Annotated in this window: 13 protein-coding genes; 5 read left to right on the forward strand and 8 right to left on the reverse strand. The window is 62.8% G+C overall.

Annotation, left to right across the window (positions count from 1 at the left end):
• Positions 1 to 109 precede the first annotated feature (109 nt).
• The 7 genes from FA87_RS08840 to FA87_RS20340 all read right to left on the reverse strand — a co-directional run bounded on the left by FA87_RS08840 (position 110) and on the right by FA87_RS20340 (position 5,479).
• On the reverse strand, positions 110 to 847 hold the full coding sequence (locus FA87_RS08840; protein WP_156108737.1) for a hypothetical protein: 738 nt from the start codon (positions 845 to 847) through the stop codon (positions 110 to 112).
• The gene (locus tag FA87_RS08845; RefSeq protein ID WP_043693937.1) at positions 844 to 1,449 is read right to left on the reverse strand and encodes a hypothetical protein; all 606 of its coding nucleotides are present in this window, start codon (positions 1,447 to 1,449) and stop codon (positions 844 to 846) included. The genes FA87_RS08840 and FA87_RS08845 overlap by 4 nt, the downstream gene beginning before the upstream one ends.
• A gap of 146 nt (positions 1,450 to 1,595) precedes the next feature.
• Positions 1,596 to 3,002, reverse strand: a complete 1,407-nt coding sequence (locus tag FA87_RS20335) for a hypothetical protein (RefSeq protein WP_156128525.1) — start codon at positions 3,000 to 3,002, stop codon at positions 1,596 to 1,598.
• On the reverse strand, positions 2,999 to 3,775 hold the full coding sequence (locus tag FA87_RS08855; RefSeq protein WP_043693945.1) for a hypothetical protein: 777 nt from the start codon (positions 3,773 to 3,775) through the stop codon (positions 2,999 to 3,001). Before FA87_RS08855 ends, FA87_RS20335 begins: the two co-directional genes overlap by 4 nt.
• The gene (locus FA87_RS08860; protein WP_197062390.1) at positions 3,772 to 4,269 is read right to left on the reverse strand and encodes a hypothetical protein; all 498 of its coding nucleotides are present in this window, start codon (positions 4,267 to 4,269) and stop codon (positions 3,772 to 3,774) included. The genes FA87_RS08855 and FA87_RS08860 overlap by 4 nt, the downstream gene beginning before the upstream one ends.
• Positions 4,270 to 4,613: 344 nt before the next feature.
• A complete protein-coding gene (locus FA87_RS08865; protein WP_081996527.1) occupies positions 4,614 to 5,033 on the reverse strand; it encodes a hypothetical protein in 420 nt (139 codons plus the stop codon).
• Positions 5,030 to 5,479: an RCC1 domain-containing protein gene (locus tag FA87_RS20340; RefSeq protein ID WP_156108734.1), complete on the reverse strand. Its 450-nt coding sequence runs from the start codon at positions 5,477 to 5,479 to the stop codon at positions 5,030 to 5,032. Before FA87_RS20340 ends, FA87_RS08865 begins: the two co-directional genes overlap by 4 nt.
• 546 nt (positions 5,480 to 6,025) lie before the next feature.
• On the opposite strand from FA87_RS20340, the gene FA87_RS08870 reads away from it, so the two are divergent.
• Together FA87_RS08870 and FA87_RS08875 are read left to right on the forward strand one after the other, a co-directional pair.
• Complete coding sequence (locus tag FA87_RS08870) at positions 6,026 to 6,439, forward strand: hypothetical protein (protein ID WP_043693954.1); 414 nt, start codon at positions 6,026 to 6,028, stop codon at positions 6,437 to 6,439.
• 24 nt (positions 6,440 to 6,463) lie between these two features.
• Positions 6,464 to 7,339: a bestrophin family ion channel gene (locus FA87_RS08875; RefSeq protein WP_036113334.1), complete on the forward strand. Its 876-nt coding sequence runs from the start codon at positions 6,464 to 6,466 to the stop codon at positions 7,337 to 7,339.
• A gap of 18 nt (positions 7,340 to 7,357) precedes the next feature.
• On the opposite strand, the gene treS is transcribed toward FA87_RS08875, so the two are convergent.
• Complete coding sequence (gene treS, locus FA87_RS08880; RefSeq protein WP_043693959.1) at positions 7,358 to 9,430, reverse strand: maltose alpha-D-glucosyltransferase; 2,073 nt, start codon at positions 9,428 to 9,430, stop codon at positions 7,358 to 7,360.
• Between the two features lie 117 nt (positions 9,431 to 9,547).
• Here treS and FA87_RS08885 point away from each other — a divergent pair, with 117 nt between their 5' ends.
• The 3 genes from FA87_RS08885 (at position 9,548) to FA87_RS08895 (ending at position 12,426) form a co-directional block, all read left to right on the forward strand.
• Positions 9,548 to 10,204 (forward strand): DsbA family oxidoreductase, encoded by a 657-nt coding sequence (locus tag FA87_RS08885; protein ID WP_036113329.1) that lies wholly within the window; start codon positions 9,548 to 9,550, stop codon positions 10,202 to 10,204.
• Between the two features lie 37 nt (positions 10,205 to 10,241).
• Entirely contained in the window at positions 10,242 to 10,622 is a 381-nt protein-coding gene (locus FA87_RS08890) for a VOC family protein (protein WP_036113326.1), read from the forward strand.
• Between the two features lie 88 nt (positions 10,623 to 10,710).
• A complete protein-coding gene (locus tag FA87_RS08895; RefSeq protein ID WP_043693962.1) occupies positions 10,711 to 12,426 on the forward strand; it encodes a M1 family metallopeptidase in 1,716 nt (571 codons plus the stop codon).
• Positions 12,427 to 12,451 lie beyond the last annotated feature (25 nt).

Consider the following 12,451-nt stretch of genomic DNA (forward strand, 5'->3'; position numbering starts at 1 on the left):
GACGCATTCGTATCGCGCACTGGTGAGGAGCGCTGGATTCTTCCGGGCGATAAGTTAGTGACTACTCAAATGTGGGTTCGTCGCCCCAAATGGAGTCCTTGGAACATCACTATGGCTGCTCTTTGTACTGGAGGTTGGCATCAATGAAGCCATTCATGCCTTTGACGTGGAAGTGCATCTCATCCACTTCGTCGCTATCGAAGTTCTCAAAAGTCACTAGATCGGCCAGGACGAAGTGCGTCATTTTCTCCACTCTTTTCCTGAGCAGGGTCCGCCAGACAAGTTCGTTTCCTGTCAAGTAATTGATGCTGCTTCCATAGTCCGACACGGTTCCGGTCGCGTCGTCAGCACGTGACTGGTCGCGCCGTTTCTCACCAATGAGAGTGAGCTTGCCTTCAATGAGCTTGAACTTATAGTTGCTTTCCCAGACGAGCTCGCACGATGCCGCGCAACCCTTCGAATAGACGAGCACGAAGTTCCGTATCGAGACGCGGTCCCAGCGCCGCTCTGAGGCACCCCATCGCTTCGTTCTGTACGCGATGCGGTAATCACCCTGCGATGTCCTCACTGCCACCATGATCTCCACGGTCTGGTCGCGATCGCAATCCACAACCATCGGGACAGCCATCGCCCCGCCAGGCATCAGCGCGCCCGCCGCATCGTTCGGCGCATCGATTGACGCGTTAGGGCAGATGGCGTGAACAGCGTTTGCCGCGCCTTCGGTAACGACATCCGCCCTGGACACCGGGCTCAGGGTGATGAGCGTTAGTACCGATGTCGATAATGCGAGTGACCTGAGCGAGGGCGAGGGGATACCGCTGACGGGAGAATGCGGATGTCGAGTCATTTGAGATTAGATGCTCCGCTCACGCGAATTCCCGCGCTTCCAATAAAGTAAGCACCACCGCCCGCGACTCCAAGCGTGAATACTTTCACGGATAGACGCGTCCCATCATCCGGCATATCAAGCGGCTGGTTGACATACGATTTCAGAAGTCGCCATGTCGGTCCAGAAAAATCGATCACGTGACCGATCGTGTCCATCGTGGGCGCGACCGGAAACCAGCCGACGCCGGGCCGTACCTCGAACACCGGCGAGACCAGTTCAACCGACATCAACTTGCCGTCGTGGCACCGCAAGCGGTCTCCGAGACGTACCGCTCGAGTCGGTCGCCAACCGTGCTGCTCAAGCCAGACGCTCTGGTTCGTCGTTGTGAACGTCGTTGCGGATCGGCCTGGCGTGGCGGGATCGGCATAGATCAGCGCGACAATCGCATCGCACGGAGTTGTCGAGACGTAGGTGACAGAGGCGTGCTCGTTGTCGGCGCCATACTCATTGGGAGGCGCAAGAAGCAAGTCTCCGACGCCGATCTGATCGATGGGCACCAGGCCAGACCTGGTCCACACGGGCGTGCCGGCGATAAAACCGATGGTGTGTTCAGTTCCCACTGTATTCGTATCCCTTGTCAAAATAGCCGATCTTTTCGGCGCTTCTTTCCATCATCCAGATGCTACCCGCTTGCCGCGGTCGACAGGGACCATAAGGTGCCTGCGGTCATCGAGTAGGTCCTCATAACCGTGTCATGTAAGTTTCTTTACGGATAACGGCCCCAGATCCATACATGTCCGTCGCGATCGAGTGCGGCGCTGCGGTCGCGTCCCGCCGCGATACCCACGATACCGGGCAGAGAGGGTACCTTCACCGGCACTTCTGAATAGTTCTCGTCGGCACCGAGTTCTTCGCTCGACGCACACTGTCGTGGATCCGTATGTCGGGGAACCATCGCTCCCAATTGCCCCGCGCCGTCATTACCCGTCGCCCAGACCACGCCGTTCTTGTCGAGAAATAGCGCATGTCGGACGCCCGCGCTGACTGCGAGCAGAGACGGCATGCCCTCGATGCGTTGTGGCTGCCTCTGAAACGTCGCCTGCGCCGCGAGGGCCTTCGGATCACGCCCGGTGACGCCACATTCGTCGTAGCCCCAAGCCCACGGGTGGCCGTCGCGATCGATCGCAAGTACGAAATTCTGGAACATATCGATCGAACGAACAGATGGAAGCCCCGTGACCTGCACGGGTAACACATGCGGGGTTTCGTCCAGGCCCATGGCACTCCTTCCTGCGGGTCGGCATAGCGGGGCCATCGGCTCGGCGTGGTAGATTCCGCCTGCAAGAGCCCACGATGTCGAGAGACTGCCCCAGCCCCATACGCGTCCCTCTTCATCTAGCGCCGCACTGTAGCGACTTCCGGTCGCCACGGCGGTGATCTTCGGCAAGCCAGGCACACGGCCATAACCGCGCGATTCGGAAGAGAACTGCCCCTGGCGGTCGAAGCGGCCCAACTGGCCGCAATCGTTCATTCCCTCGCTCCAGACAGCGCCCTCTCGATCAACGGCGAGCAGATGCTCGTGACTTCGCGACACATCCGTCATGTCCCGGCGAACGTCAGTAATTCGACCCTGGCAGGTTCCGGGATGATGACTGCCATGTGGGCATGCATCGTTGACGCGGTCGTGGTACCAGCGCACAACGCGCCCGTCGTCGGACAGCCCGATGGCTTCCGATGTCGACGACGCGAGTTTATACATCCGGGTGGCTGACGGATCGTCGTCGCCAGCGTGACGTCCTAAATAGACATGTTGTGGCGTGCCGATGCAATACTCGGTTGGTTGCGCACGATACGACCAGGTGCGGCCTTCACTGTCGATTGCCGCCAGCCAGCCGCCCTGGTAGGCGATAGATACGATGTGATCGAGGCCAGGGATCTTCCAGGGCTGGGTGCGTTCATGTGGACAAGCGGCGCCGGCAGGACGCGTCCCCTGCACCTGGAGAAAATGGCGCCCGCTTTGCCAGGAGCCGATCAGGCATAGCCCGCAGGCCGCGAGTGCAACGAGTGCCAGAACAATCCAGCGCAGCTTTGCATTATTGAGTAAGGCCGGCCGTTGAGTTAACAACTCTGATCCTTTCTGTTGCGATAGCAGCGAAGTTTTGCCGATCGTCACCCGCCGTACTCGTAGCCGTTGTCGAAGTACCCAACCTGTTCGACTTTTTTACCGACGGCCCAAATGCCCACGCGCTTGCCACAATCGACAGGAACGATGAGATAGGGTTTGTCGGCAAGGACAAGGCCCGTGGGGCGAGCGGGCAATTCGGCAGCCCGACGGAGTATCCCGTGTTCGCGAGTGAAGACGGTCTCGGCGGTCGTTGCGCAGTCGTTTTCGCCATTACCGTCGGGAACGTGTCGCGTACCTGCCATGAACAACAGGGATGAGCCGTCTGGCAGGCTGATCGTTTCGATCGCCGCAGAATCGAGGGACGGGTCGAGTGCTCGTACGGACGCAACATCCACGGGCACGGCTTTAGCTATGGAGGGCTCGAATAGCTTGAACGCGGTCGTCGAAAAAACCACCGGGAGCGCAAGGCCCTGACCCGCGCCACCGAGAGCCGCCGGATCGACTCCAAGCACTGCGAGGGTGTCCCCCTTGGTGACACGGTTGCAAGCGACCGGGTTGGTTTCGCCAGCTACCCATACACCACCGTGACTCGAGCAAGCAGCGAACAGCGCATCGGAACCGTCCATTGGCACGAGAACCCCGTAGCGTCCGGGTGTTTTCTCGCCACCATCGAAGGCCACGGGCACGCCGAGGTAAAGGGGGCCAGAGTGGTGGTATCCGTGCGCATTGTCGCAGCACGGCTCGTCTGCGACCGCCGGGAACGGGACGGCGCAAAGTAGGAGCGCGAGGGAAAGACCGGCGATGAAGGCGGGATGTTTCATGGCAAAAGCCTTCCGGGAGGAACGTCGACGACTCTTCCGCCTGGACCGACCATGCGGATGGCGTTGAAGCCGGCGACCGACGCTGGCTGGCGAAGCCATTCCGTGAGAGCCATGACGAAGCCATGTGGCAGCGTGTCGAGGCAGGTTTCGCTGGACCAGATGAGAAGCGAACGGCGCGCCGACGTCTTGGCATCCTGGTAGAAGAAATGGACGAGCGCACCAACGACCACGCCGTCACTGGACGCCCAGATCAGGCTCTTTTCCTCGCACGATTGTGGTCGGCACGAGTCGACCTGAACGGAACCGTCGCTTCGTTCGACCGGCCATCCCTGCGACGTCGTCGCGGCGACTGCGTAAAGCAACGGCTCAGGCCGGTCGTCTTCGCTCATGCCGAGATAAAGATCGACCTTGGGAACCTCTGCCTCCAGTGGCATACGCCACCGCTTGCCCAGAGCCCCCATGTACGTGTGTGTATGTGCGGCATCTGCGAGCACAGACCGCACGCTCCCGTCTGACGTCCGGTCGGTAGCCGATACGGCACCGCATAGGAGAGCCGTGAGCATGAGAACGCATTGTCGAACTACTAGTGGTCTGCTTCCAGGCTTCATATGACTCTTGTCTCAGGCGAGTGCCTCAGGCACCAGTGGTGTCAGTAGCCGAATGATTCGAAGGTCGTGACCGGGGTTTTGTCGATAGGAATAGCGGGCCCAAAGAAGCGTTCGTCCTGAAGCATTCCCGAATAGATGACTTGATCGGCTTCGCACTGCTTATTCGCGAGAAGTTTTCCTGCTCGTTCGATAAGTATGCCGCCTCCTTCCGTACCGTCTTCTCGCCCGTATCACGACGAAAACGCATCGTGATAGACGGTGTATGTCACGTCGGCGTTCTTCATGCGCAGGAACTGCATGGAGCCACGCCCCATATTTCCGCGGCTGCCGCCCGACGCGCTGGCCTGTGCCGGGACGTCGTTCGACGGAAACGCCAGATCAAGGCTCTGGCTTGACGATCCGAACCTGTATTGAAGTACTCCAAAAGGATTGTCGGCTCGAGGTGAGGCGCATACGGCGACCTTCTTTTTCTTGATGTTGCACGCAAACATGATGGTCTCGTTCTCTTTGCACAACGTACTTTCGACAACGTGACCAAAGTAGATCTGGCTCTTTGCCTGTGCGGAATGCAAGGCGAGCACGAGAAGCGCCAGAAGCGTTAATAGATGCCGGTTGAGGATCTGGGACTCCCTTGGCATCGAACCGTTCATTTGCTTGCTTTCCTCAGTAAACGGCCGTTGCCTGGATAGTTTACGAAGCCAATGGGTGCATGAGAGACGAATTGCGCGTCTCCATAGGTAGGGGCGTCTCGATTTGCAAGACTTCCCAACGTCCCATAGCTGTTTCGTCCCCAGCAGCGGACACCACCACCTTCTAACAGTGCGCAACCCTGTTCGGCACCGACGCTTATGCCGACAGCGTGCTCTACTCCGGATACGAAGACTTTCTCGACCATACCGGTGACCGGCGTGCCGAGCTCGACGGTCTGCGCCGGTTCGATCAGGCAATCGTAAGACGGGCCGGGCGGTGTCGCCGGCGCGGCGCGGAGGGGCAGGGCGAGAGCGACGGCCGCGCTCACGGCCCACGCCAGTCGCCAGGTGCGTCCTTCCGGCCGGGGCCATGCCCGCAGCGCATCATCATCGTGACGAAGCTTCAATCCATTGCCCCTGACAGACCCCCGCAAGCACCACGGATGCGGCGCCCCCTGTACGGTGGTCTGGCCGCGAAATCTAGCGGAGCGCAAAGCCCTCAGCAAGCCTGAGTTGCGTAAAAAAAACGAAAGCGCTAACGCAGTCGGGATGGGCGCTCCGTCAAAGGATATGGATCAATGTCTTGCACGATTTTCCTCAACGTAAGTCTGCGACGGCCAACGAGGGCTCCTTTTCGCAAGTTTGTGTCGCTGGCCTCTGGCGGTGCCCTTGAGGCGGGGGATCAGAAGAACCTCACGCTCGCAATCGGCAAAGGCCGCCACCGCCATCCCGTGTCTGAATCGATTCCGACCACGCGAGGCGCCATAGCGGCCCGTCTTCAAGCCGCCTGCCAATGGTGCGATGCCGCATCACGACGCGGTTTGGCGACCTTTGACCGGTGAGACCGTCGGGAGCGAACGCGTCCCTGCCTGAACTTCGATGCCAATCACGGGTTGCAAACGCGCGAGTGCCTCTTGCAAGTTCGGGACGTCCCCCTGCAAAGCGAGCCTTGCATGCCAACACAGCCTTCACAGATCGACCCCGCGGCCTACGTGCTCCACCGCGCTCGTCCGCATTTGCCGCTCATCGCCACGGTGGCGGCGTGCGCCACGTTCGTCGTCGCCTCCGATGCGCCGAGCCGGCTGGACCTCTGGACGGCTGAATGGTTCGGCACGATGGTCGTGCTCGCGGCACCGCCCGCGATTCTCATGCGTTGGTTCGGCATCCGAGATTCGGTCCCCATGCTGATTCTGACGCTGGTGCTCGCGCTGGGCCTCGTCCAGGCGCGTGACGCGGGTCGTGGCGCCGACGATGCCGCGCGGAAACCCGCTGTGCAGACACCCGCGACCCAGAGCAGGTCGCTGCCGACCGCTTCGGACGGGTTTGGCGCGTATACGAAAACCCCCGACACGTCGCGCAGCAGCTGACGCCAACCATCGAGGAGAAAAACCATGCTCGTTCCCGGCCATGCGCACGTGAGTCACCTTTGGCGGTATGTCGGCGTTCCACTCCTGATCCTGTTCTGCTGGGACGTACTGGTGACAGCCGCCTGGTACGTCACGCAGGAGTCATGGGATACGTTTCCCGCGCTACCGCTCACACTGTTCGGCACCGCCGTAGCGATCTACCTGAGTTTTCGCAACGCCACCGCGTATGCGCGCTGGTGGGAGGCGCGGACGCTCTGGGGCGCGATGGTCAACTGCTCACGTACCCTTGTGCGCGACGCCTGGACCTTACTCGACGACGCCCGCGTGGCCCGCGAAATCTCCTATCGGCAGATCGCCTTCGTCCACGCCCTCCGTCTGCATCTTCGCCGACAGAAGGATCGTAGCGAGCTGGACGGTCTGCTGTCGGAAGAAGAGATCGCGGACCTGTCGTCCGTGGCCAACGCGCCCAATGCCATCGCTTTGCGTACCGGCGCGCTCCTGAGCGATGCGTCGCCCGACTCCATCATCCGTGCCGCCTTCGCGCGGACGCTGGCGGAGATCTCGAACGCGCAGGGCGGGATGGAGCGAATCAAGAACACGCCGTTGCCGCAGCAATACTCGGTTTACCCGGTGGCGTTCACGCACCTGTTCTGCGCCTTGCTGCCGTTCGGCCTGGTCGAACAGCTGGGCCTGCTGACCCCACTGGGTTCGACGGTCGCCGGCGTGCTCTTCCTCGGCCTTCTGCAGTCCGGTAACGATCTGCAGGACCCGTTCGAAAACGGCGTCAACGATGTTCCGATGAGCGCCGTCACCCGCGGCATCGAGATCGATGTGCGCGACGGACTGCGCGAGAACCATCAGCTGTCGCCGTTTCCGATCGAGGCGGGTGTCCTCAAATGAGCACGCTGGCGTGGCGCCTCAGAACGTCGGATGCGGCGCCACGCCGACCACCTTCATGCACAGGCCTTCGTACGGATCCAGGTGAATCTGCAGGACACCGTCTTCGCCGACATCGCCCTCCAGGGTCTCGTTGAGCAGATCCACGACCGGACCGGCGGAGACGTTCTCGAGAATCAGCTGCTCGTCGATCGGCTCGGCGCTGAAGTTAAGTGCGGTGATCTGGACGCCGCGCCCGGCGGGCAGGTCGTGCAACATGACGAGCAGTCCGGGGGCGATCACGTCGGGAATGGGACGCTGGTGACCACCGGGCAAGCCGGTGGCCTGGCGTACCGTGAGGACGCGACGCACGCGGCTGGCGAACGAATCGTGCTGCTCCAGCTGCTCGCGAAGGCTGCCGTAAAGCGCGCGCGCACGTGGCAGGCCCTGGCTCGACGCGGTCGCCTCGGGGTCCAGATCCATCAGATCGTAGGCGCCGCGGTTGATCCAGCGCGTGTCGCCGTCGGCCATCAGGGAAGCGACCTCGTCGGGCGGAAGGGTGAGGGCGCCGACGATATCCCAGCCGGAAATGGCGAAGACCCCGGGCTGCAGCGCGTTGAACATCACCAGCAGCAGATGCAGCTTGCGGATCCGCTCGATGTCGTCCTCGGTGAGGGCGTCCATGTCACGCAGGCCGAGCACGGCGGCGGCAAGGCTGGCGGTGGTGCAGGCGATGCCGTTGGTGACGAAACGCAGGTTGTAAGGCGCGTGCTCGCCGCTGAGTCGCTCATACATGATTTCGCGGATCTGCTCGCGAAGCATGGCGCCGGGCATGGTCTGGCCCTTGAAGAAGAAGGGTGTCGTCGCGTGCGTCGTCCAGAAATGGACCAGCTCCAGCGTCATCTCGTCATGGTTCTGCATCGCGTGGATCAGCGAGGCGGGGTCGATACCATGCTGGTGCACGCTACGCAGCATCAGCCGCAGGAACTCGGTGTCGCCGGTCGCCAGTGCGTGCTGCACCGCCGGTCGGGTGATGAAGTCGTAGGACAGGTCCGCGCCGCCACGCGACATGGCCGCGATATCGTCGACCGTCAGGTTGAGCTCCTGGAAGCTGAAGCCGCCCGCCTTGCGCACCATGCCGGCGATGATCTGGTTGCCGGTGATCGACAGCGGGTGGCTCTCCGACCAGGCCGGGCCGCCCGCCCGTCGCTCGATGCCGAGAAAGCCGTTGGCGTCGAGGCGAAGGCCGCGTGCGCCCATGACATCGAGGCTGTGCAAGGCGTCGCCGATCACCAGCTGCTGAGCGGCGAACGACGGATCGAGCCAGTTGAGCGCCGGCTGGCCTTCCTTGAAGTAGTGCAGGTAGACCCAGCGGCGGACCTTGCCGTCGACGCCCGTCACCGGTGCCGTCGCGCTCCAGTCAGTGTCCTTGACCCCGGGCTCCAGGAAAATGACCCGCTGCAGCTGCCCGACGATGTAGCCCTTCTCATGCAGGGCATCCACGACCAGGGGTCCGAGGTTCACGGAGTCGCGCCCCTCCAGCACGTCTGGCAGCAGGCTCCAGTCGTCCTCGCGGATCTCCACCATGTGGTACAGGCCGGGGAAGTCGCCATAAGCCATTTCCGCGAGACGGAAATCGGCACCCTTACCGGTATGCGATGGGATCACGTCGTCGATGACGATGCCGCTGAATACCGACGCCATGCGCGAGATGTCCGAAAACTCCGCGCTCGTGCCGAATTCCTCGTCGGTATCCAGACCGATGCGGTCGAAGTGACCATCGATCGTCGGCGTCTTCTCGCGCCCGCGCAGACCGCCTGCCTCCTTGGTGGGGCCGACGTGCATGCCTTGCACGCCTAGCACGGACAGCGCGTGCCACAGGTCGTGCTGACCCAGAGCGGCCAGCACGGACTGGCCGGGGCGCGTCACGAGGGACGCCGGATAGGCGGTGAACCAGACGGACGCCATTTCCGACGCGCTACGGCCCCGGCTTTCGGCATACGGAAACGCCCACAGCCGCGACTGGCCGCCGTAGAGCCGCGCGCGCTCGCGCGCCTTCATCAGCATGGAACGCTCGAGCAGCCATGCCACGTAATCCTGGGTTTCGTCGGTCATTTTCGATGTGTGCAAGCAGAGTGAGGGCGGAGCGTAGAAGGGTTGAAGTGCAGGGGCGGTGTAGCCATGTCCCGAGGGTCGCGTCCCCGATGGCGCAAACGAGAAGGTTACCGCGTCATGCCCACGCCCCTGAAAATCGACTTCGTCTCCGACATTGCCTGCCCCTGGTGCGTCATCGGCCTGGGCGGCCTCGAAATCGCCCTCGAGCGTCTGAAGGACGAGGTTGAGCCGTCGCTGGTCTTCCATCCCTTTGAGTTGAACCCGAACATGGTCGCGGGTGGTGAGAACACGCTGGAGCATATCGTCGGCAAGTACGGCATCTCGGCTGACGAGGCGCGGGTCAACCGCGAGCGGATCGCGGCACGGGCGGCGGACCTGGGTTTCACCATGAGCACCTCGGATGCCAGTCGCATCTACAACACCTTCGACGCGCACCGTCTGCTGGCCTGGGCTCGTGAGCAGGGCAGGCAGCTCGAACTCAAGCGTCAGCTGTTCGTCGTGAACTTCACCGAGCAGACCGACCCGGGCAACCACGACGCGCTGGTCGACGCCGCCGCGAAGGTGGGGCTGGATCGTGACGCCGCGCGTGCCGTGCTGGATTCCGACCGCTACGCGGAAGAGGTGCGCCGCGATGAGGCGCTCTGGCAGAGCCGGGGCATCTCCGGCGTCCCGGCCGTGATCGTGAACGACCGCTACCTGATCTCCGGTGGACAGCCCCCGGAGGAGTTTGAGCGGCAGTTGCGCGGTATCGCCGCTGAGGCTCAGACTGACTGAGGGCCACCTAACCGCAACGCGTGTCGAGGAGGATCGGATGAAGCGAGTGACCGGTATCGGCGGAATCTTCTTCCAGGCACGCGATCCCGTCGCGCTGCGCGCCTGGTACAAGGCGCACCTGGGCATCGACGTGCAGGACTGGGGCGGCGCGGAACTCCGCTGGGCCGATGCGGCGACCGATCCTGCCGCGGGTAGCACGATCTGGTCGATAGGTGCCGCCGGGGGCGACCAGTTCCCCGTCGGCGCCGCACCTTTCATGATCAATTACCGCGTTGACGACCTGGACGCCTTGCTCCAGCTGCTGCGCGATGAGGGCTGCGAGGTCCTCGAGAAGGCCGACGACTCCGGGTACGGCAAGTTCGGCTGGGTGATGGATCCGGAGGGCAACAAGGTCGAGCTGTGGGAACCGCCGGAATAAATCTACCTGTCTAACGACCCATGACCGGAACGGACCGGGCCGGTATCGTTGCCGCGCGATTCCGCCTGTCCTGACGGTCTTTTCCGGTATGCGATACCCCCTCCTGCTGGGCCTCGGCCTTGCGCTCGGCACCGTAGCCTGCACCCCTTCGGCTCCTCCGGCGCCGCCGCCGCTGACTGACTACACCCGTAACTCCGGTGCGCCGCGCGCACCCGAGCAGCTGGCGGTGACGTTCGACCATGCCGATCTGGGCATTCGCGTCGACCCCGTCAGGCACTGGATCGAGGGCGACGCCCGGCTGACCTTCGGGGTGACCGCGCCGCTGAAGCGCGTCGTGCTGGACCTTGACCGGAACCTGCCCATCGACTCGGTCGAGGTCGACGGCAAGGCGTTGCCGGTGAGCGGGTATCGCAATCCGGACGGCCGTCTTTCCATCGACCTGCCGCGTCCGCTCGGGGCGGGCGCAAAAACCACCGTGCGTGTCGTCTATCACGGCAGTCCGCATACGGCCGTCCATGCGCCGTGGGACGGTGGATTCGTCTGGGCGACCACGCCGGACGGCAAGCCCTGGGTGGCCACCGCGGTGGAGGGCGAGGGCTGCGACCTGTTCTGGCCTTGCATCGACCATCCGCAGGGCCGCCCGAAGCTGGTGGACGAGCACATCACCGTCCCCGCGCCGCTGGTGGCTGTCGGCAATGGCGTGGCCATGGGTATGGACGAAGCGAACGGCATGCGTACCTATCACTGGCACAGCCACGACGTGAGCACGTATGGCGTCGCCCTGAACATCGCGCCGTATCGCGAGCGGTCCGCGTCGTATAAAAGTCGCTTCGGCAACGTCATTCCGCTGCACTACTGGTACGTGGACGACGAGAAGAAGGCGAAGCAGCTGTTCGCCGAGTTCCCCGCCATGCTCGACTTCCTCGAAAGCGCCGTCGGTCCGTATCCCTTCGGGGCGGAGAAGATGGGCGTCGCCGAGACACCGTTCAAAGGCATGGAGCACCAGACCGTCAACGCCTACGGCAACGAGTACGCGAAAAACGTCTATGGCTACGACGACCTGCTGCAGCATGAGCTGGCGCACGAGTGGTTCGGCAATCAGATGACCAATGCGAACTGGGATGACATGTGGTTGCATGAGGCCTTCGCGACCTATATGCAGCCCGCTTACGCCGAGTCCATCGGCGGGAAGATGTCGTATTTCGCGAGCCTGATGCAGATCCGCAGCCGAATCGCCAACCACCATCCGATCGTGTCCGGCACCCCGCGTCGCGAAGAAGACGTGTACGAGGACGAGCGCGGTGGTCCGGGCCAGGACATCTACAACAAGGGTGCGCTGATGCTGCACACCCTGCGCAACCTGATCGGCGACGAGGCGTTCTACCGGGCGGCACGCGAGCTGGTGTACGGCACGGATCATCCGGTGCCGGGCAACTTCGCGCCGCGTTACGGTACGACGAAGGAATACATCGACATCGTCGACAGGGTCACCGGCAAGGACATGCAATGGTTCTTCAACGTGTATCTCTACCAGGCGGCGTTGCCGGAGATCGTCGCGACCCGTGAGGGGCAGCAGCTTCACCTGGCCTGGTCGGTGCCGGGCAAGGGCCCATTCCCGATGCCGGTGGACGTACGGATTGGCGATCACATCGTGACCCTGCCGATGGCCGACGGACGAGGCGACGTCACCTTGCCCGAGGGCGCGTCCTATACCATCGACCCGGATTCGAAGCTGCTCCGCCGCGATACGGGGATCGAGGCGTATCGCGATTACATGGACAAGCGCAAGCCCAGGCCGCACTGATGCCCTGACGACGGACGTGCCGGAA

Origin of the sequence: Luteibacter sp. 9133 (assembly GCF_000800155.1) — a bacterium.
GTDB classification, from domain to species: Bacteria; Pseudomonadota; Gammaproteobacteria; order Xanthomonadales; family Rhodanobacteraceae; genus Luteibacter; species Luteibacter mycovicinus.